The organism is Leifsonia naganoensis (assembly GCF_013410615.1).
GTDB classification, from domain to species: domain Bacteria; phylum Actinomycetota; class Actinomycetes; order Actinomycetales; family Microbacteriaceae; genus Leifsonia; species Leifsonia aquatica.
The window spans coordinates 3833412-3853121 of record NZ_JACCHJ010000001.1 but is presented as its reverse complement, the minus strand read 5'-3'; the positions used below and the strand labels follow the sequence as shown (position 1 = coordinate 3853121).

Below are 19710 nucleotides of genomic sequence, written 5' to 3'. Positions count from 1 at the left end.
GCGTTCACCCGCCAGCTGGCCCTGCGCCTAGGGTCGGAGGGTGCCACGCTCCACTCCGCCTGCCCGCCCGGCTCCGATCCCGCGTTCGCCGCGCGCGCTGCTGACGTGGGCTGTCGGCTCCCGCCGCCGGGACCTGGCTCTGGCGTGCCTGCTCTACAGCACGCACCAGGTGGGCGAGGCGTTGGTGCCGGTCGTGATCGGCGCCACCGTGAGCGGAGCCATCGCCGGCGGGACGCCGCTCGAACTGGGTTTCTGGCTGGCCGTCCTCGCGGCGGACTTCGCCCTCCTGTCCTCCTCGTACCGTTTCGGTGCTCGCGCCAGCGCCCGGGCGAAACAGCACGCCGGTCATGCCCTCCGGATGCGCGTGGTCCAAAGCATCCTCGACGCCCGCCCGGGCGCGGTCGAGGAGCACGCGCCGGGCGAGCTGCTGACCCGTGCGTCGAGCGACGCCGACCGGGTGGGCGGTTTCGTCGGCGTGATCGCCTCGGCGTTGGCTGCGGCCGTCGCGCTGGTCGCTGCCGCGGTCGTCCTCCTGGTGTCGTCCCCGCTCCTCGGCCTGGTGATCGTGATCGGGACCGTCGCGGTGCTCGTCGCCAACGCGGCCATTGCCCGCGGGGTGGAGGCGCGCAGTGGCGACGAGCAGCGGGAGGCGGGACGCGCGGCGGTGCTGGCGGAGGACCTCGTGCGCGGGCTGCGCGTCGTCAAGGGTCTCGCGGCCGAGACGACGGCCTCCCGCCGCTACACGGAGGCGAGCAGGTCGGCGACGGGCGCCGCCACGCGAGCCGCGCGTGCGCATTCCCTGCGCGACGGCGTGACCGTGATGACCACGGGTCTGTACCTGCTGACAGTGGTCGGCGTCGGCGGCTGGCTCGCCCTGAGCGGGGCGCTGTCCCTGGGCGGCCTGATCGCCTCCCTCGGGCTCGCGCAGTTCCTCGCGGGACCGTTGCAGACGCTGGCGGCCGTCCCGGCGGCGGCCGCCCGGGCACGTGCATCGGCGACGCGGATCCTGGGACTGCTGCGTGCCGACGCGAGCGCCCCGCACACCGCACCTGCGGCCCCCCACGACGACAGTCGTCAGCCTCCCGCGTCGCTCGAGGTCGACGGGCCTGCCGGTACCTTCACCGTGCCGGGCGGCGCGATGGTCGGCATCTCCACCACGAGTGCGGCGGACGCCGGGGCGATGCTCGCGGCGCTGCGGGAGGCGGGAGCATCCCGACCCGGGCTCCTCATCGCGCCGCACGAGTCCGCGCTCTTCCAGGGCTCGCCCCGAGACAACGTCGCCGTCGTCGGCCCCGCCGATCGGGTCGCGCCGGCCCTCCACGCCGCATTCGCCGACGAGATCGTCGCCGACGAGGTGGGGGAGGGCGGCCTGCGGCTGTCCGGCGGCCAGCGGCAACGCGTCGCCTTGGCCCGTGCCCTCGCTGCGGATCCGCCGATCCTGGTGCTGCACGACCCGACCACCGCGATCGACGCCGCCACCGAGGACGTCATCGCCGAGCGGGTGCGCGCATCCCGGAACGGGCGGACCACCGTCGTCCTGACCTCGTCGCCCGCGTGGCTGGCGCGCTGCGACGAGGTCGTGCCCGTCGACGGCGGCGACCGAGTGGAGGCGGCACGATGAGCCGGCGGACGCTCCTCCCCGTCGCCTCCCCGCGAGAGGTGCGCCGGTTCGCCGCCACGGCCCTCGCTCACTCGCGTTCGACGCTGGCGGGAACCGCGGTCGCTCTCGTCGTCGGCGCGGCGGCCGGTCTCGGCATCCCGGGCAGCATCGGCTGGATCGCCCAGCTGCTCACCGATCGCGCAGAACCAGCCGCGCTCGTCGCGCCGCTCGGGCTGCTCGCCGGGTGCGCGGTCGTCGGCGGACTGGCGGCGTGGGCCTCCGGGATCCTGCTCGCGCACGCGGTGCTGCCCCCGCTCGGCCGGCTCCGGGAGGAGGTGGTCGGGGCCGCCACCACCCTGCCACTGGCCGACGTCGAGGCCGGGTCGGGCGACCTGGTCTCCCGCGTGACCGACGACGTGGAGCAGGTGGCGGAGGTCGCACAGGGTGCGTTGGGCCGACTGCTCACCGCGGCGGTGACCATCGCGGTGACGCTCGTGGGGCTGGCCGGGCTCGATCCCCGGTTCGCCCTCGCGGCCCTCGTGGCCGTGCCCGTGCAGGCGGTGACGGTGCGCTGGTATCTGCGCCGCTCGGGCCGCATCTACGCGGACGGTCGGCGCGCGGCCGGTCGCCGCGCCGCCACTCTGCTGGAGACGTTCGCGGCGCTGCCCACCATCCGTGCGTTCGGGCTGCACGGCGAGCGATCGGGCCGTGCGCACGAGGCGTCGCTGGAGGCGGTGGAGGTGGAGCTCGAGGCCACGCGCACGATGACGCGCTTCTACGGCCGCCTCAACCTGGCGGAGTTCCTCGGGCTCGGCGCGATCCTGGCCGTGGCGTTCCTGCTCGTCCGCTCGGCCGGAGCCGACATCGGGCAGGCCACGGCCGCCGCCCTCTTCTTCGCCGGACTGTTCAACCCGATCAACGACGCCCTCGGAACCGCCGACGACCTCCAGCGTGCGTCGGCCAGCCTGGCGCGACTGGTGGGCGTCGTCGACGCCGGGTCCCGCACCGTGGCCGGAGCAGCCCGGCCGCCCGGTGGTGGATCCGTCGAGCTGCGCGACGTGCACTTCGGCTACGACGGCCTCCCGCTGCTGGAGGGCGTCTCGCTCACCATCGCAGCCGGCACGCACGTCGCCGTGGTCGGGACGACCGGCAGCGGCAAGAGCACGCTCGCGTCCCTCATCGCGGGCGTGCGCTCCGCGGACGCGGGCAGCGTCCGCCACGACGGCGTCGACGTCGGAGCGATCGCGCCCACCGACCGAGGGACGACCGTCGCGATGGTCTCGCAGGAGACCCACGTCTTCGCCGGCACGGTGGCCGACAACCTGCGGCTCGGCGCACCGACGGCGGGGGAGCGGGAGGTGCGAGCGGCGCTCGATGCGACCGGCGCGGCCTCCTGGATCGACGCGCTTCCGCACGGCGCGGCGACCCGGATCGGCGCGGGCGGCCACCCGCTGACCCCGCAGCAGGCGCAGCACCTCGCACTGGCACGGCTGCTGCTGGTCGACCCGGCGGTCGCCGTGCTCGACGAGGCCACCGCGGAGGCGGGGAGCGACGTGGCGCGCACCCTCGACGCGGCGGCCCGCGCGGCCATCGCCGGACGCACGGCGATCGTGGTCGCCCACCGCCTCGAGCAGGCCGCGGAGGCGGACCTCGTCATGGTGATGGAGGGCGGCGCGATGGTGGAGGTGGGGTCTCCCGACGACCTCATCGCCGCCGGCGGTCACTTCGCCGCTCTGTGGAACGTGGCGGCTTCGCGATACGACGTGTCGGATCCCCGATAGCGCGGACCCCGCACGGTGACATACGCTGACCTCTGGCCCGCTTTGGTTAGCCTTACCTAAGTACTCCGGGCCGCCTCCCGACGTCGCCCCCTCAGAGAGTCACCGTGTCCCTTCGCGCCCCCATCGCCCCCTCGGAGGCGCGACGCGAGCGCACCGCACGGCCGCTGACCTGGCGGCTGGGCTGGCTGCTCGTCGCTCTCGCCCTCCTGGTGGTCCTGCTCGGCGCGAGCATCGCGGTCGGGGCCAAGTCGATCCCGCTCGACCATGTGCTCCCGGCCCTGTTGCACCCGGGTCGCTCCGACGACGACCTCGTGATCACCGGCCTGCGGGTTCCGCGCACCCTGCTCGGCGTGCTCGCCGGGGCCGCGCTCGGCGTCGCGGGCGGCGTCATCCAGGCCTTCACCCGCAACCCGCTGGCCGACCCCGGCATCCTCGGCGTCAACGCCGGCGCGGCGCTCGCGGTCACGATCGGCGTCGCCGTGTTCGGGATGCACGACATCGGCCAATACCTGTGGCTCGCGCTGCTCGGCGCGGTCGTCGCCACCGTGGTCGTCGCGCTGATCGGGATGAGCGCCCGCGAAGGGGCGACCGCGCTCCGGATGACACTGGCCGGGATCGGCGTCGCGGCCGTGCTCGGCGGCATCACCTCCGCCATTCAGCTGGCGAACCCGACCGCGTTCCAGCGCATGCTCGGGTGGTCGGCCGGCAGCCTCGTGGCACAGCCGGTGCAGGCTGCCGCGGTCGTAGCGCCGGTCGTGCTGGTCGGGTTGGTCGTGGCCGCCATCGCGACCCGCGGGCTCAACGCCCTCGCGCTCGGCGACGACCTGGCGGCGTCACTGGGCAGCCGCGCCGCCGTCACACGCACCCTCGCGGTGGTGGCGGTCACTCTGCTCGCCGGCGCGGCCACGGCCGCAGTCGGTCCGATCGCGTTCGTCGGCCTGATGATCCCGCACGTCGCCCGCGCCATCGTCGGGCCCGACCAGCGCTGGATCCTGGCCTACTCCATCGTGCTCGGTCCGGTGCTGCTGCTCGGCGCCGACATCCTCGGCCGCGTCGTGATGAGCCCGGCCGAGCTGCCGGTCGGCCTGGTCACCGCCTTCGTCGGCGCACCCGTTCTCATCGCTCTCGTGCGCCGGTCGCGGGCGGTGACCCTGTGACCGCCGCGCCCACGCGCGTCCCGGCCGCCGAGGCCGACGCCGCGGTCGACTTCGGCGCGCGCCAGGTCATCGTTCGCCGCCGGCGCTTCTCGTACCGGCTGCCGCGTCGCACGGTGGTGACGGTCGTGGTGCTCACGGCCGTCGCCGTCGCGATCGCGCTGCTCTCCCTCGCCACCGGCTCCTACGCACTCGGCGTCGACCAGGTGGTGGGCGCCCTCACCGGCCGCGAGAGCGGGATCGTGCACACCATCGTGGTCGAGTGGAGGCTGCCGCGGGTCCTGCTCGCCGCGCTCTTCGGCCTCGCCCTGGGAGCGGCCGGCGCGATCTTCCAGTCGCTCACCCGCAACCCGCTCGGCAGCCCCGACATCATCGGCTTCGACACCGGTGCCTACACCGGCGCGCTGATCGTGATGCTCGGCTTCCACGCCGGCTCGTCGCTGGCCGTCACCGGGGGAGCGATCGCCGGCGGCCTCGCGACCGCCGGCGTCGTCTACGCGCTGGCGTACCGGCGCGGGATGCAGGGCTTCCGCCTCATCGTCGTCGGCATCGGGGTGACCGCCATGCTGACGTCCGTCAACACCTGGATGCTCCTGCACACGGACACCATGGAGGCCATCGGCGCCGCCTTCTGGGGCGCGGGCTCGCTCGACAGCGCCGGGTATCCGCAGCTGCTGCTCGCGGGCGGGGTGTTCATCGTCCTGTTCCCGTGCGCCGCGGCCCTCGCGCGCGGACTCGGGATGCTCGAGCTCGGCGACGACGCCGGCGCCCAGCTCGGCGTCCCGGTCGAGCGCACGCGGCTGGCCGCCACGATCGTCGGCGTCGCGCTGAGCGCGACCGTGACCTCCCTCGCCGGTCCCATCGCGTTCATCGCTCTGAGCGCGCCGCAGATCGCTCGCCGCCTGGCCGGTACCGCGGGCGTGACCCTGGGCGTGTCGGCGGCGACCGGTGCCGTACTGCTCCTCGCCGCCGACTGGGTGGCGCAGCACGCCCTCCCGGCGGCCGTGCCGGTAGGCCTCGTCACGGTCGTGCTCGGCGGCGGCTACTTCGTCTGGCTCCTGATCGCGGAAGGGCGACGCCGATGACCGAGACCACCCCTGCCGCGGCGCCGCTCGCGGTGACCGGCGCCACCCTCGGCTACGACGGACGCACCATCTCCGAGGGCCTCGACGTCGCGATCCCGGACGGGTCCTTCACGGTCATCGTGGGGCCGAACGCGTGCGGCAAGTCCACCCTGCTGCGCGGCCTCGCCCGCCTGTTGCGCCCGACCGCCGGCCAGGTGCTGCTCGACGGGCGCGACATCCACGCCTACCGCACGAAGGAGGTCGCCCGCCGACTCGGCCTGCTCCCGCAGACCTCGCTCGCACCGGACGGCATCACGGTGGCGGACCTGGTGGCGCGCGGCCGCCATCCGCACCAGAGCGCCTTCCGCACCTGGAGTGCAGAGGACGAGGCCGCCGTCGCCGCCGCGCTGCGCGCCACGAACATCACCGAGCTCTCCGGCCGCCGCGTCGACGAGCTGTCGGGCGGGCAGCGCCAGCGTGTCTGGGTCGCGCTCGCGCTGGCCCAGCAGACGGGCATCCTCCTGCTGGACGAGCCGACGACGTTCCTCGACATCGCCCACCAGTTCGAGCTGCTCGAGCTGTTCCGCGAGCTCAACCTCGAGGGGCGCACCCTCGTCGCGGTGCTCCACGACCTCAACCAGGCCAGCCGCTACGCGACCCACATCATCGCGATGAACGAGGGCCGCATCGTCGCCCAGGGCGCCCCCGCCGAGGTCGTGACGGCCGAACTCGTCCACGACGTCTTCGGCCTGCCCGCGCACGTGCTGCCCGACCCGATCTCCGGCACCCCGCTCGTCGTGCCGCTCGGGCCGCCCGGCCGCGTGTTCGCCGACGCGCCGCCGCCCTCCGCGCGCCCGACCTCCGCGCGCTGAGCCCCTACCTCCTCTCCATCTCCACCCGCTCCACCTCCGCCCGCTCCACCCACTGATCGAAGGACACATGACACAGCACCCCCACCGCCGTCCCGGACTCCGCCGCGTCGCGCTCGCCATCACCGGCGCGGCCCTCGCGCTCGCCCTCGCGGCCTGCAGCGCCCCCGCCACCGGCGACTCCGGCAGCAGTTCCGACACCCGGAGCGTCTCGACCCCCGAAGGCACCGTGAAGATCCCGACGCACCCGAAGCGCATCGTGTCGGTGCACTCGTGGACCACGGAGTCCCTGCTCGACTTCGACGTGGCCCCGGTCGGCGTCGAGAACAGCGGTGAGCAGTACGTGCCCGAGCGCTACCTCGCCGACTGGAAGAAGACCGACAAGGTCACCGACGGCGGAACCATCGACTTCGAGAAGATCGCGGCCCTGAAGCCGGACCTGATCATCGGCGTCGACGTGCCGTACCTCAAGGAGGCGTACAAGAAGCTCTCGGCGATCGCCCCGACCGCGTTCGCGCCGTTCGACGACGACGCCACCTGGCAGGACTACCCGAAGTACACGGCCGACTTCGCGAACGTCACCGACGAATACGACGCACTCAAGGCGAAGTACGAGGACCGGGTGACGTCCGTCTCCTCCATCTACGCGTCCCAGCTCGCGACCGTGAAGTGGGATGTCATCCAGGGCGGCTTCGACGCCGGCAACTACTGGATCTACAGCGAGACGTCTCCCGTCGGCGCGATCCTGAAGGAGCTGGGCGCGCAGTTCGCCTCGGCCACCGCCGGCACCACGGCCGGCGACAACCAGTCGGTCTCGTATGAGAAGACCGATCTGCTGAGCGACGCCGACGCCCTGATCTACTACACGAACAACGACGGCACGCCGGCGAACAACATCGACAAGCTGTTCGCCCTGCAGAGCTACCAGGACCTGGCAGCCGTCTCCGGCGGCCACGCGGTCGGCACCCCCGACTTCCTGCCCGGTTCGTACTCCGACGCGCTCGGGGTGATCGACGCGATCGAGAAGAACCTGAAGACGTTCAAGTAGCCCAGGGGACGCACGGCGTGCGCGGCCTAGGCTGGGGAGGACCCTGTCCCTCCGAGCCAAGGAGCTTCCATGCGCGCTCTCGTCCAGCACGAATTCGGTGACCCTGCCCGGGTCCTCGGTGTGGAGGAGCGACCGCTCCCGGAACCGGGGCCCGGGCAGGTCCGTGTGCGGACCGTGCTCTCGCCCATCCACAACCACGACCTCTGGACCGCCCGCGGCACCTACGGCTTCAAGCCGGAGCTGCCCGCCCAGGCCGGGACCGAGGCCGTCGGCATCGTGGACGCGCTCGGCGAGGGCGTCGAGACTCCGGCGGTGGGCCAGCGCGTCGTCACCGGCGGCACCTTCGGCGTGTGGAGCGAGTACTTCGTGGCGAAGGCCGCGGGCCTCATCCCCGTGCCCGACGCCCTGAGCGACGAGACCGCCGCCCAGCTCGTGGCGATGCCGTTCAGTGCGCTCAGCCTCCTCGACTTCCTCGAGGTGGAGGCGGGCGACTGGATCATCCAGAACGCCGCCAACGGCGCCGTCGGCCGGCTGCTCGCCCAGTTCGCCGCCACCCGCGGCGTCAACGTCATCGGGCTGGTGCGCCGGGAGGCCGACGTGACGGTGCTCGCCGAAGCGGGCATCCGCAACGTGGTCGCGACCGCTCACGACGACTGGCGCACGCACGTCGCCGAGCTCACCGGCGGAGCTCCGATCGCGGCCGCGGTGGACTCCGTCGGCGGCGAGTCCAGCGGCGACCTCCTGCACCTGCTCGTCGAGGGCGGGACGCTGGTGTCGTTCGGTGCGATGGGATCCGACACCATGTCGATCTCGTCGGGCGACGTCATCTTCAAACAGGCGACCGTGAAGGGCTTCTGGGGCAGCAAGGTCAGCGCTTCCATGCCCGCCGACAAGCGGAACGCCCTGTTCGGCGAGCTCATCACGGCCGCGATCTCCGGCGGCATCACGCTGCCGGTCGCGGGCGTCTACCTGTTCGACGACATCCACGACGCGGTGCACGCCAGCGACCGCCAAGGCCGTGTGGGCAAGGTGCTGCTGAAGCCGTAGCGTCGCGGTCGGCTCACGCCGAGAGCGACGGCAGCCGGGTGCCGCGCAGCCACGCGTCGAAGAACTCGTCGAGCGGCTCGTCCGAGTACCCGGCCGCCAGCGCCTCGAACGTCGCGGTGTCCACCGTGCCGAACCGGTGCTCAGCGCACCAGGCGCGCAGCAGGTCGAAGAACCGCTCGTCGCCGATCCGCTTGCGCAGCGCGTGCAGGGTGCACGCGCCGCGCTTGTAGACGCGGTCGTCGAACATCGCGTCCGGGCCCGGGTCTCCGAGGACGAGGTCGTGCGCCTTCACCCGCAGCAGCGCGTGATGAGTCCGCGCCAGTGCGTTGGCGGACGGACCGCCGGACGCCTCCGACCAGATCCACTCGGCGTAGCAGGCGAAGCCCTCGTTGAGCCAGATGTCGCGCCAGCTCGCGAGGCCCACGCTGTTGCCGAACCACTGGTGCGCCAGCTCGTGCGCGATCAGGCGCTCGGAGCCGCCGCGGCCGTCGACGTGCGACTCCCCGAAGGTGGCCATCGCCTGCGCCTCCAGCGGGATCTCCAACGGGTCCTCGGTGACGACGACCGTGTACGACGGGAACGGGTACGGACCGAAGCGCTCCTGGAAGCAGTCGAGCATCCGGGAGAGCGGGGCGAAGTCGGCGAGCACGCGGCGGGCGAGCGCGGCCGGGTAGGCGAGCACGACCTCCACGTCGCCGGTGCGTCGCGGCTCGAGCGTGTAGCGGCCGATCTGCACGGCGGCGAGGTAGGTGGCGGTCGGCTCCGAGCGTTCGAAGAGCCAGGTGCCGCGGCCGGCGCCGACGCTGTGCTCGACCAGTTCGCCGGTGGCGAGCACCGTGTACGCCGCCTCCGTCGTGATCCGGATGCGGTACGACGCCTTGTCCGACGGCCGGTCGTTGCACGGGAACCAGGTCGGCGCGCCCGACGGCTGCGCGGCGACGATCACGCCGTCGGTCAGTTCCTCCCAGCCGAGGGTGCCCCAGCGGGTGCGGCGCGGGGCGGGGGAGCCGTCGTAGGCGATCTCGACGCGGAACTCGTCGCCCGCGGCGATCGGGGCGGAGGGCGTCACGCGCAGGTGGGTCGGGTTCTGCGAGAACTTCGTGCGCTTCTCCCCGTCGAGGCGCACCTTCTTGGCGCGCAGGTGCACCAGGTCGAGCACGATCGCGGTGAGCGGCGCGGCGGCGCGGCCCGTGATCACGGCGACCGCGTCGAGGCGGTTCGTCGTCACCCGGTAGTCGAGCGTCAGGTCGTAGGAGAGCACCGCGTAGTCGTCGGTGCCGGAGCGCGGGAGGTAGGTGTGCGGGACCGGCGCGGCGGTGGCGCCGGTCATCGGGCCGCCCGCGTCTGGTACTGCCGCACCACGACCTCGCGCCAGGGACCGATCGGGTTGCCGCTCCAGCGGCTCCCGGTGGGGACGGTCTCGCCGCGCATGACCAGGGAGGCCGGGCCGACCGTCGCCTCCGCGCCGATCGCGGCCGCCGGGAGGATGACGCTGTGCGGGCCCAGGGTGCCGCCGCGCTCGATGATGACCTCGTCCATGCTCATGATTCGATCATGGAACAGGTGCGTCTGCACGACGCAACCCCGATTGACCGTCGTCGCGTCGCCCAGGGAGACGAGATCGGCCTCCGGGAGCCAGTAGCTGTCGATCCACACGCCGTGACCGATCCGCGCGCCCAGGCTGCGCAGCCACCACACGAGCGCGGGCGTTCCCGCGGCGGCCCACGCGAACCAGGGAGCCGCGACCATCTCGGTGAAGGTGTCGGAGACCTCGCTGCGCCAGATGAAGGACGACCACAGGGGATGCTCGCCCGCGCGCAGCCTCCCGAGCAGCGCCCACTTCGCGGCGGAGCTGATCGCGGCAGCCCCGGCTCCGGCGGCGAGCAGCACGGGTCCGCTGAGCAGCACGGCCCACCACACGCCCCACGCCTCGACGATCGCACCGAGTCCCAGCACGACGCCGAGGCCGATCGCGCACGTCACGAGCACCGGGACGATGCGCAGCAGCTCCCACGTCGTGCGGGCGACCCGCAGACCCGTGGAGGGCGCGTAGGTGCGCGAGACATCGGCCTCCTGCACGCGGCGCCGCAGCTTGACGGGAGGGGACCCCAGCCACGACGAGCCCGCCTTGGCCTTGCGCGGGGCGACCGACAGCACGGCGACGAGACCGTCGCGGGGGACGCGGTTGCCGCCGCCCGCCATCCCGGAGTTGCCGAGGAACGCCCGCTCGCCGATCTCGACCCGGGCGATGCGCACATAGCCGCCGCCGAGTTCGTAGGACGCGACCAGCGTGTCGTCGGCGAGGAACGCGCCGTCGCGGATGCGCGTCATCGCCGGCAGCAGGAGGACGGTCGATGCTTCCACATCCGTCCCGACCCGCGCGCCCAGCATCCGCAGCCAGACCGGCGTGAAGAGACTGGCGTACAGCGGGAACAGGATGGTGCGCGCCATGTCGAGCAGCCGCTCCGTCGACCACACCTGCCAGCCGACTCGGCTGCGCACAGGGTGCACGCCCTCCTCGATGCCGATGCCGATGCCGAGCAGCCGCACCATCAGTACGACGAGACCCGCGAGCACCAGGCCCGCGACCAGCGTGCCGGGGACCAGCGCGGCGAACGCGCGCCCGGCGACGTCCGCCATGCTCGCCGCGCCCCGGATCGCCGCTGCGAGCACGAGCGCACCCGCTGCGAACGCGATGACCGGCGCGAGCGAGACGACCAGCGACGCGACCGCGTAGGCGAAGACCCAGCGCGTGCGGCGCGGCGGACGCTCCTTCGGCCACCACTCGTGCGAGCGGCCGACCCGGACGGCGGGGGAGCCGGCCCAGGTCTGCCCGGCCGGAACGCGGCCGAACACCGCGGAGCCCGGAGCCACGGTCGCACTGCGCCCGATCTTGGCCCCCGGCATGAGGGAGCTACGGGCTCCGACGGTGCTGCCCGCGCCGATGCGCACCTCGCCGATGCGGACGAGGTCGCCGTCGATCCAGTAGCCGGCGAGGTCGACCTCGGGCTCGACGGAGGCGCCGGCGCCGATCCGCAGCATCCCGGTGACCGGAGGGAGGGTGTGGAGGTCGACGCCCGGGCCGATCTTCGCGCCCAGCGCTCGCGCGTAGTAGCTGATCCATGGTGCCCCGGCGAGGCTCGCGGCCCCGATCTGGTGCGCCACCTGCTCGGCCAGCCACAGGCGCAGGTGCACGCCGCCGCCGCGCGGGTAGTCGCCCGGCTTCACACCGGCCAGCAGGAGGCGAGCGGCGACGACCGCGATCGCCATCCGGCCCCAGGGGGTGACGAAGATCAGGAGGCCGACGATCAGCCAGACGAGGTCGACCTCCGGCAGCGCGTCGAAGCCGCCGAACGGACGCAGGATGGCCGCGGCCGTGAGCAAGTAGAGCAGCCAGCGCACCCCGTTGAGGATGAAGAGGGGGAGGCCGAGCACGGTCTGCAGGATCTGCATGCGCCGCGGGGTGCGCGGCACCACGTGGGTCGAGGCCGCCGACGGCAGAGGCGAGCTCTCGGCGAGGGCCTGCGCCATCGCGGCGAACCGCGGATGCGCGTACACGTCGGCGACGCTGATGTCGGGGTGGCGGTGACGCACCAGGGAGACCAGCTGGGCGGCGGCGAGCGACCCACCGCCGAGGTCGAAGAAGTTGTCGTCGGGCCCGGTCACCGGCAGCCCGAGCACGCTGCGCCAGTCGGCGGCGAGCAATTCGGCCACCGGGTCGTCGCCGGCGGGGGAGGGACCGTCGGCCGTGTCGTCGAGAGGCCAGGGCAGGGCGGCGCGGTCGACCTTGCCGGAGGTGCGCACCGGGAGGTCGTCGACCACGGCCAGCAGCGGGACGAGCGCCGCGGGCAGCTCCTCCCGCAACTGAGCGAGCGCCGTCGCACGATCGAAGGCGGCGCGCTCGGGGACGGCGAGGTAGCCGACCAGGATGTCGTTGCCCGCCGCGCTCTTCCGCACGGCCGCGGCCGCACCCGAGACCCCCGGCAGCGCCTGGAGGGCGGCCTCCACCTCGCCGAGCTCGATGCGGCGGCCGCCGACCTTCACCTGATCGTCGGCGCGTCCGAGGTAGAAAAGCCCGGCAGGGTCGAATCGCACCAGGTCGCCACTGCGATAGGCGCGCTCCCAGCCGAGCGTCGGCATCGGCGCGTACTTCTCCGCGTCTTTCGCAGGGTCGAGGTAGCGCGCGAGGCCGACGCCCCCGATGACCAGCTCTCCCGTCTCTCCGTCGCCGACCGGGATGCCGTCGGCGTCGACGACCGCCAGGTCCCAGCCGTCGAGCGGGAGACCGATCCGCACGGGCTCGCCCGCGGTCAATGCCGTGCCGCACGCGACGACGGTCGCTTCCGTCGGTCCGTAGGTGTTCCAGACCTCGCGGCCCTCGACGGCGAGCCGGTTCACGAGCTCGGGCGGGCAGGACTCCCCGCCGAAGATCAGCAACCGCACGTTGTCGAGCGCCTCCGGCGGCCACAGCGCGGCGAGGGTCGGGACGGTCGACACGATCGTGATGCGGTGCGCCTCCAACCACGGGCCGAGGTCCATGCCGGTGCGCACGAGCGAGCGCGGGGCCGGCACCAGGCACGCCCCGTGCCCCCAGGCCAGCCACATCTCCTCGCACGACGCGTCGAAGGCGACCGAGAGCCCGGCGAGCACGCGGTCCTGCGACCCGATCGGCTCCTCCTGCAGGAAGACCCGCGCCTCGGCGTCGACGAACGCGGCGGCCGAGCGATGCCGGACCGCCACGCCCTTCGGCGTGCCCGTCGAGCCGGAGGTGAAGATGATCCAGGCGTCGTCGTCGGGCACCGGCGGGTCGACGAGGGGGACGGCCGCGGTGCTCGGGTGCGGGGCATCGACGCCGAACAGCGGGACGGGCTCGTCGGCTCCGGTGGCGCGATATCCGTCGTCCCCGATCACGCCGCTCACCGCCGCCTCGCCGAAGACGAGGTCGGCGCGCTCCTGCGGGTCGTCGGCATCCACCGGCACGTACGCGGCGCGCGCGGCGACGACCGAGAGGATCGCCAGGTACAGCTCGCGCGTTCCCGACGTCATCCGCACGCCCACCCGGTCGCCGGGGCGCACGCCCGCGAGTCTGAGGCGACCGGCGGTGGCGAGCACGTTCGCCAGCAGCTCCCGGTAGGACAGCGCGCCACGGGCGTCCTCGATCGCCGAGGCCTCGGGATCGGCGGCCACTGACGCGCGGAGGATGTCGATCAGGGTGCGGGGCGCCGGCGCGAGGGCAGACCTCAGCAGCAGGCCGGGAGCGGCGGATCCGTCGGGGTCAGTCACGGGCGTTCACGCTAGGCCGGTGCGGTTACCGGCCGGTGAACGGGTCAGCCTTCGCCCAGCGCGTGCAGCAGCTGCGCCTTGTTCATGCGCGAGTACCCCTGGATGCCCTGGGCCTTGGCGCGGTCGCGCAGCCCGTGGAACGTCGGGATGCCGCTGGACGGCGTCGCGGCGACGCCTCCGCTGCTCACCGCATCGGCCTGGGCCGCTGCGGTACGCGCGGTCTTCTCGGTGCGCTTGACCGCCTTCTTCGCGTCCTTCGCGGCCTGCTCCAGCCGGGCCGAGAGCTCCTCGGCCGTCTTGCGGGAGCGCTTGTCGAGCTTCTTCACCGCTCGCTCGGCCTCGTCGACCGCGGCGCGGGCGGCGACCAGCAACCGCTCCGCCTCCTTCTCCGCCTTCTTCGTGCTCACGGTTCCTCCTTGCGCGTTTCGGATCCCGGACAGCCCTGTCGCGCTCACCATACGTCCACTCGGGGGTCATGCGCCCTCCCCAGTCGCGAGAAGTTCGCGCAGTGCGTCCAGAATGGGCCGCTGGCCCTTCGTGAGCTTCTCGGCGGCGACGTCGAGCGTGAACCAGCGCGCGTCGTCGATCTCGGGGAACGCCTGCGTGCGGCCGGAGCGGGGAGGCCATTCCAGCTCGAACGTGTTGCTCCGCACCTCCGTGAGTTCGAAGTCGGGGGCGGAGCCGGCGAAGACGACGATCACCTTGCCGGAGGTCCGGAAGTCGCCCAGCGGCAGGTAGTCCGCATCCGGCGCCTCGACGCCCATCTCCTCTGCGAACTCGCGGCGGGCGGCGGCCAGCTCGTCCGTGTCCCCGGCCTCGACGATCCCTTTGGGCAGCGACCAGGCGCCGTCGTCCTTGCGCGCCCAGAACGGGCCGCCCATGTGCCCGAGCCAGATCTCCGGCCCGGCGGACGAGGGGCGGTGGAGCAGGAGGGCGGCGCTGCGGACGGTCATAGTGCGACCCTACGTCCGCCTCCGCTCGTCCGGGCGGCTAACGTGGAACCGTGAACTCGGGTGACGCGTGGGTGGAGGGCCCTCAGGGCGAACGCTTCTGGGGACGGTTCGGCGCAGCCGGGCTGCTGGTGCACGACCTCCAGCGCGGCATCCTGTTGCAGCATCGCGCCGACTGGAGCCACTTCGGCGGCACCTGGGGGCTGCCGGGCGGGGCGAGGCACGAGGGGGAGTCGGCCGTCGAAGGCGCGCTGCGCGAGGCCCAGGAGGAGGCCGACGTGCCGCCCGATGCCGTGCGCGTGCTCTTCGAGAGCGTGCTCGACCTCGGCTTCTGGTCCTACACGACCGTCGTCACGCAGGCCGTGCGGCCGTTCGAGGCGCGCATGGCGGATGTCGAGAGCATCGAATTGCGCTGGGTTCCGGTGGGGGAGGTCGCCGACCTCCCGCTGCACCCCGGCTTCGGGGCGTCCTGGCCCGAGTTGCGCGCGCGGTTGTCCGGCCTGGCCGACTGAGCCCGCCCCGACGGTTCAGGAGGCGAGGCGCGGCCAGAGCAATGCCCCGGCGACGTCCTGGCATCCGGCCGGAAGGCTCGCGAACGACGCCGCTCCCGGGTACGCCGCCTGGCCGGGGTAGCCCGGCGCCCCGGGGTAACCCGGATCACCGCGGTACCGGTGCCCGTCCTCGGTGAAGAGCCGGTCGCCACGCACCGTCCCGAGGTAGCTCCCGCTCGGGGTCACGACCTCGTCGTCGTCCCACGGGAACCACCCGATCCAGTCGCCGTCGGGATTGAACAGGTACCGCCCGCGCGGGTCGCTGCGGAACGCTATCCAGACTCCCTGACTGTCGTGCAGATATACGGTCATCGTCGATCGCCTTTCGGGTCGGCATCGTCGTCCGTTGAATTATCCTCACCAACGCGCGATGCGGCAAGCGACGCGCGGGGATGTCACCCGCTCCCGGGAGAATGGAACCGTGCACATCGTCCTCGAACGCGTCGGCCGCGACATCCGCGCGGTCGCCGTCCCCGCTCCCGTTCCGGGGGAGGGTGCGCACGCGACGGGCGAGGCCGACGAGCTGACCGACGCGGACCTCCCGGCCTATGTCGCCGCTCGGGAGAACGCGCCCGCCGACGGTGAGCGCCCCCGCTGGGTCTGGAGCGACACACGCGCCTGGTACCCGGCCCTCCTCGCGGCCGGCGTGCGGGTCGAGCGCTGCGTCGACCTGACGCTCTCGCACACCATCCTCCGCAACTCGGCGCTCACCGCCGACTCGGCCCTCGCCACGGCGCCCGTCGGGCCGTGGGACACCGCGACGGTGCTGGAGGATGCCCCCGAGCCCACCCACTCGGCCCTCTTCGACTTCGAGCACGAATCGACGGCCGGTGACGCTGACGCGCTCTCCGCCGTCACCGAGTTCGCCGCTCAGCAGGAGGCGATCGCCGGCAGCGCCGACCCCGGCCGCTTGCGCCTCCTCCTCGCCGCGGAGTCCGCGGGTGCGCTCATCGCCGCCGAGATGCGGTTCTGCGGCCTCCCGTACAGCGCTGAGCGGCACGACGACCTGCTCACCGGGCTGCTGGGCCCCCGGCCCGCCTACGGCCGTCCTGCGGTCCTGGAGGAGCTCGTCGCCCGCGTCCGCGCCGAGCTCGACGCCCCCGACCTCAACCCCGACAGCCCGCCGGCGCTGCTCAAGGCCTTGCAGCGCGCCGGGATGCTGGTGGCCTCCACGAGTTCGTGGGAGCTCCGCGAGCTCGACCACCCCGTCATCGAGCCCCTGCTGCGCTACAAGAAGCTCTCTCGCCTCCTCACCGCCAACGGGTGGACCTGGCTGGAGAGCTGGGTGCACGACGGCCGGTTCCGGCCGGACTACGTGCCGGGCGGCGTGGTCACGGGTCGCTGGGCGACGCGCGGGGGAGGCGCGCTGCAGCTGCCCAAGCAGGTCCGCGGCGCCGTGGTGGCCGACCCTGGCTGGAAGCTCGTCGTGGCGGACGCCGCGCAGCTCGAGCCCCGCATCCTGACCGGCCTCGCCGGCGACACCGCGATGGCCGCGGCCGGTCGCGGAAAGGATCTCTACGCCGGCATCGTCGAGTCGGGCGCCGTCGACGAACGCGCGCACGCCAAGGTCGCGATGCTGGGTGCGATGTACGGGGCGACGACCGGCGAGAGCGGGCGACTCATGCCCCGCCTGACCCGCGCCTTCCCGCGCGCCATCCGGCTGGTGGAGGAGGCCGCCCGGGCGGGGGAGCGCGGTGCGATCGTCACCTCCCGCCTCGGTCGCAGCTCGCCGCCGCCGAGTGCGGCCTGGCGCACGACGCAGTCCGCCGCGTCCTCCGCCGACTCGACCGCCGTCGACGAACGCCGCGCGCGCAGTCAGGCCCGCGACTGGGGCCGCTTCACCCGCAACTTCGTGGTGCAGGCGAGCGCGGCGGAGTGGGCGCTGTGCTGGATGGCGGAGCTGCGCAACCGCCTCACCGCCCTCGCGCCCGGTCGGCCGTTGACCGACTCCCCGCACCTCGTCTACTTCCTGCACGACGAGGTGATCGTCCACACGCCCGCCGAGCTCGCGTCCGAGACGGCGGCCGCCGTGGAGGAGTCCGCCCGGCTCGCGGGACGGCTGCTCTTCGGCGCGTTCCCCGTCGACTTCCCGGTCACCGCCGCCGTCGTCGACTCGTACGCCGAAGCGAAGTGACGCCGGCGCGGAATTCCCGGGTGTCGGAGTTGGTTGTCAGTGGCGACCTGACCGAGGATGGAGACCATGACTGACACCGCCGCCGCCCCCACCGACCCCAACGCCGTCCTGGCCCGGTACCGGCAGCGCCGCGAGCAGGTGGTCACCGCCCCGCAGGGCAACCTCGCGCTCGTCAACACGCAGTGGATCACCGGCGACCCGGAGGCTCCCGCGCAGCCCGTCTGGGGCGTCCCCGGCCTGTGGTCGCCGCTCCCTGCTGGGCAGTCCGGCCTGAAGGTCACCGCCACCCCGGCGGACGGCATCACGGTCGACGGCACGCTCGTCGACGGCGAGGCCATCGTCCGCGGCAAGGACGACGCGAACCCGAGCGCGATCACCTTCAGCGACACCGTCAGCGGCTTCGTCATCGCCAGCGAAGAGGGCGACTACGCGCTCCGCGTCTGGGACGCGAACTCCGAGGCGATCCAGGAGTTCGGCTCCATCGACGCCTTCCCGTTCAACCGCGAGTGGATCATCCAGGCGGCCTTCAGCCCGATCGAGGGCGGCAAGTCGGTCGGGTTCGAGCACCTGAAGGACGACGGCAAGACCCGCGAGATGGTCATCCCCGGCGAGATCACCTTCAGCAAGGACGGCGTCGACTACAACCTCGCCGCCTTCAAGGCCGGTCGCGCGCTGCAGCTCGTCTTCGCCGACAGCACCAACGGCGACAGCACCTACTCGGTCGGGCGCTTCCTCTTCGTCGTCCCGAACGAGGACGGCACCGTCACCCTCGACTTCAACCTCGCCGTGCTGCCGCCCTGCGCGTTCAGCTACAACTTCAACTGCCCGCTGCCGCCCGCGCAGAACCGGTTCGCCGTGCCGATCGAGGCCGGCGAGAAGAACGTGCTCAACAAGGAGGGCGCGCTCCTCCACTGAGGCGCGTCGCGGCGACAGGTCCGGCTGACCGCGTTCAGGCCGACTCCGCCGCCGGCCGGCGCCCACGACGCGGACGCTCGGGTGAACGCGGCTGGAGCAGCACCTCCGGGTGCGCGCGGAGAGCGGCGGCGACCTCGTCGAGCCATTCGATCGCCGCGTTCGCGCCCAGCTCGGCGGCCCGGTTGGCGGCGAGCAGTGCACGCGAGTCGGCGTCGTGGGTCAGCTCCCGGATGCGCTCCGCGTAGGCCGCGCGGTAGTCGGCCACGATCGCGGCGGGATCCGAGCCGGCGATGGAGGCCGCGATCAGCACCTGATCCTGCATCTCGTCCCAGTCCGGCTCGGTGTCTCGCGGTCCGGTCGACAGCCACGCGCGCGCCTGCGTCTCGCCCTCCTCGGTGAGCGCGTGCAGGGGGAGGCCGTCCTCCGTCGCGCCCGCCGGCTCGATCAGCCCCTGGTCGGTCATGCGGTCGAGGGTCGAGTAGACCTGCCCGGCGTTGAGCTGGCGACGGTGGGCCGCCCGCGCCAGGAACTCGTTCTGCAGCTGCGAGCCGTACGCGGCGCCCTGCGTCAGCACGGCGAGGAAACCATTCTGGACGGACATACTCGGTATGCTATTCCGCCGCCGCGCCCGCGGCACGCGGGAATCGCCGAATCACAATCTTGTAACTCCCGCGCGTTGTCCGGCATAATCGTGGCAGAGGCCCCGGTGGGGCCCGCAAACTTCATACGCAGTCATGGCACACCCGCTCGTTGGTCGTTGGGGAAGACGCACCAAGCGATCGGAGGAAACCATGACGGGTCACGCAAGTCGAGGAGTGCTCTACGTGCACTCCTCACCTGGCGCGCTCTGCCCCCACATCGAGTGGGCGGCGGGACGCGCTCTCGGTCGCGCCGTCAACTTCACGTGGGAGACGCAGCCGGTCTTGAAGGGCGCCCAGCGAGCCGAGTTCTTCTGGGACGGCCCGCAGGGCACCGGCGCACGCCTCGCCACCGCTCTGCGCGGGTGGGAGCACCTGCGCTTCGAGGTCACGGAGGACGCCGGTCTCGGCACCGACGGCGGCCGGTGGATGCACACCCCCGATCTCGGCGTGTTCTTCGCCCAGACCGATACCGTCGGCAACATGGTCGTGCCGGAGGACCGCATCCGCTATGCCATGGAGCTCGCGGGCGGAAACGCGCAGGAGCTGCAGCGCGAGCTGCGTCTCGCCCTCGGCCAGGCCTGGGACGAGGAGCTCGAACCGTTCCGGCACGCGCACGACGACACGTCGGTCATCTGGCTGCACAAGGTCGGCTGACAGGATCCCGCGGCGGGCC

The 19710-nt window shown here is 73.0% G+C and carries 17 protein-coding genes; 11 read left to right on the top strand and 6 right to left on the bottom strand.

The features are described 5' to 3' along the window. Window positions 1-40: 40 nt before the first annotated feature. From HNR14_RS18550 to HNR14_RS18520, 7 genes are all read left to right on the top strand, one after another. Window positions 41-1621, top strand: coding sequence for an ABC transporter transmembrane domain-containing protein (locus tag HNR14_RS18550; RefSeq protein WP_179702171.1), 1581 nt, complete (start codon window positions 41-43; stop codon window positions 1619-1621). Then, window positions 1618-3381, top strand: coding sequence for an ABC transporter ATP-binding protein (locus HNR14_RS18545; RefSeq protein ID WP_179702170.1), 1764 nt, complete (start codon window positions 1618-1620; stop codon window positions 3379-3381). Before HNR14_RS18550 ends, HNR14_RS18545 begins: the two co-directional genes overlap by 4 nt. Before the next feature lie 104 nt (window positions 3382-3485). Continuing rightward, window positions 3486-4538, top strand: a complete 1053-nt coding sequence (locus HNR14_RS18540; RefSeq protein ID WP_179702169.1) for an iron chelate uptake ABC transporter family permease subunit — start codon at window positions 3486-3488, stop codon at window positions 4536-4538. Next, complete coding sequence (locus HNR14_RS18535; protein WP_179702168.1) at window positions 4535-5620, top strand: iron chelate uptake ABC transporter family permease subunit; 1086 nt, start codon at window positions 4535-4537, stop codon at window positions 5618-5620. The genes HNR14_RS18540 and HNR14_RS18535 overlap by 4 nt, the downstream gene beginning before the upstream one ends. After that, window positions 5617-6471 (top strand): ABC transporter ATP-binding protein, encoded by an 855-nt coding sequence (locus HNR14_RS18530; RefSeq protein ID WP_179702167.1) that lies wholly within the window; start codon window positions 5617-5619, stop codon window positions 6469-6471. The genes HNR14_RS18535 and HNR14_RS18530 overlap by 4 nt, the downstream gene beginning before the upstream one ends. Before the next feature lie 67 nt (window positions 6472-6538). Next, window positions 6539-7516: an ABC transporter substrate-binding protein gene (locus tag HNR14_RS18525; RefSeq protein WP_179702166.1), complete on the top strand. Its 978-nt coding sequence runs from the start codon at window positions 6539-6541 to the stop codon at window positions 7514-7516. Between the two features lie 69 nt (window positions 7517-7585). Next, the gene (locus HNR14_RS18520; protein ID WP_179702165.1) at window positions 7586-8563 is read left to right on the top strand and encodes a zinc-binding dehydrogenase; all 978 of its coding nucleotides are present in this window, start codon (window positions 7586-7588) and stop codon (window positions 8561-8563) included. A 13-nt stretch (window positions 8564-8576) separates the two neighbouring features. On the opposite strand, the gene HNR14_RS18515 is transcribed toward HNR14_RS18520, so the two are convergent. The 4 genes from HNR14_RS18515 to HNR14_RS18500 form a co-directional block, all read right to left on the bottom strand. After that, complete coding sequence (locus HNR14_RS18515) at window positions 8577-9893, bottom strand: M1 family metallopeptidase (RefSeq protein ID WP_179702164.1); 1317 nt, start codon at window positions 9891-9893, stop codon at window positions 8577-8579. Further along, on the bottom strand, window positions 9890-13846 hold the full coding sequence (locus tag HNR14_RS18510; protein ID WP_179702163.1) for a Pls/PosA family non-ribosomal peptide synthetase: 3957 nt from the start codon (window positions 13844-13846) through the stop codon (window positions 9890-9892). The genes HNR14_RS18515 and HNR14_RS18510 overlap by 4 nt, the downstream gene beginning before the upstream one ends. A 44-nt stretch (window positions 13847-13890) precedes the next feature. Further along, a complete protein-coding gene (locus HNR14_RS18505) occupies window positions 13891-14253 on the bottom strand; it encodes a hypothetical protein (protein WP_179702162.1) in 363 nt (120 codons plus the stop codon). A gap of 66 nt (window positions 14254-14319) precedes the next feature. After that, window positions 14320-14799 (bottom strand): NUDIX hydrolase, encoded by a 480-nt coding sequence (locus tag HNR14_RS18500; protein ID WP_179702161.1) that lies wholly within the window; start codon window positions 14797-14799, stop codon window positions 14320-14322. Window positions 14800-14849: 50 nt separating this feature from the next. On the opposite strand from HNR14_RS18500, the gene HNR14_RS18495 reads away from it, so the two are divergent. After that, window positions 14850-15308, top strand: a complete 459-nt coding sequence (locus HNR14_RS18495) for an NUDIX domain-containing protein (protein WP_179702160.1) — start codon at window positions 14850-14852, stop codon at window positions 15306-15308. 15 nt (window positions 15309-15323) lie between these two features. Here the strand turns inward: HNR14_RS18495 and HNR14_RS18490 are convergent, their stop codons facing one another. Continuing rightward, window positions 15324-15659, bottom strand: coding sequence for a 4-fold beta flower protein (locus HNR14_RS18490; RefSeq protein ID WP_021762860.1), 336 nt, complete (start codon window positions 15657-15659; stop codon window positions 15324-15326). 109 nt (window positions 15660-15768) lie between these two features. Between HNR14_RS18490 and HNR14_RS18485 the strand changes: the two genes are divergently transcribed. Then, complete coding sequence (locus HNR14_RS18485; protein WP_343064536.1) at window positions 15769-17481, top strand: bifunctional 3'-5' exonuclease/DNA polymerase; 1713 nt, start codon at window positions 15769-15771, stop codon at window positions 17479-17481. Between the two features lie 66 nt (window positions 17482-17547). Further along, window positions 17548-18396, top strand: a complete 849-nt coding sequence (locus tag HNR14_RS18480; RefSeq protein WP_179702158.1) for a DUF1684 domain-containing protein — start codon at window positions 17548-17550, stop codon at window positions 18394-18396. Between the two features lie 34 nt (window positions 18397-18430). Here HNR14_RS18480 and HNR14_RS18475 read toward each other — a convergent pair whose 3' ends face one another. Further along, window positions 18431-18997 (bottom strand): PadR family transcriptional regulator, encoded by a 567-nt coding sequence (locus HNR14_RS18475; protein WP_179702157.1) that lies wholly within the window; start codon window positions 18995-18997, stop codon window positions 18431-18433. Between the two features lie 190 nt (window positions 18998-19187). Here HNR14_RS18475 and HNR14_RS18470 point away from each other — a divergent pair, with 190 nt between their 5' ends. Continuing rightward, entirely contained in the window at window positions 19188-19691 is a 504-nt protein-coding gene (locus HNR14_RS18470; protein ID WP_179702156.1) for a DUF3145 domain-containing protein, read from the top strand. The last annotated feature ends 19 nt before the right edge of the window (window positions 19692-19710 follow it).

Excerpts from the sequence above, each read along its gene's own strand:
- HNR14_RS18545 (WP_179702170.1), top strand. The coding sequence starts at position 1,618 with ATGAGCCGGCGGACGCTCCTCCCCGTCGCCTCCCCGCGAGAGGTGCGC.
- HNR14_RS18530 (WP_179702167.1), top strand. The coding sequence starts at position 5,617 with ATGACCGAGACCACCCCTGCCGCGGCGCCGCTCGCGGTGACCGGCGCC.
- HNR14_RS18525 (WP_179702166.1), top strand. The coding sequence starts at position 6,539 with ATGACACAGCACCCCCACCGCCGTCCCGGACTCCGCCGCGTCGCGCTC.
- HNR14_RS18520 (WP_179702165.1), top strand. The coding sequence starts at position 7,586 with ATGCGCGCTCTCGTCCAGCACGAATTCGGTGACCCTGCCCGGGTCCTC.
- HNR14_RS18515 (WP_179702164.1), bottom strand. The coding sequence starts at position 9,893 with ATGACCGGCGCCACCGCCGCGCCGGTCCCGCACACCTACCTCCCGCGC.
- HNR14_RS18500 (WP_179702161.1), bottom strand. The coding sequence starts at position 14,799 with ATGACCGTCCGCAGCGCCGCCCTCCTGCTCCACCGCCCCTCGTCCGCC.
- HNR14_RS18490 (WP_021762860.1), bottom strand. The coding sequence starts at position 15,659 with ATGACCGTATATCTGCACGACAGTCAGGGAGTCTGGATAGCGTTCCGC.
- HNR14_RS18480 (WP_179702158.1), top strand. The coding sequence starts at position 17,548 with ATGACTGACACCGCCGCCGCCCCCACCGACCCCAACGCCGTCCTGGCC.
- HNR14_RS18475 (WP_179702157.1), bottom strand. The coding sequence starts at position 18,997 with ATGTCCGTCCAGAATGGTTTCCTCGCCGTGCTGACGCAGGGCGCCGCG.
- HNR14_RS18470 (WP_179702156.1), top strand. The coding sequence starts at position 19,188 with ATGACGGGTCACGCAAGTCGAGGAGTGCTCTACGTGCACTCCTCACCT.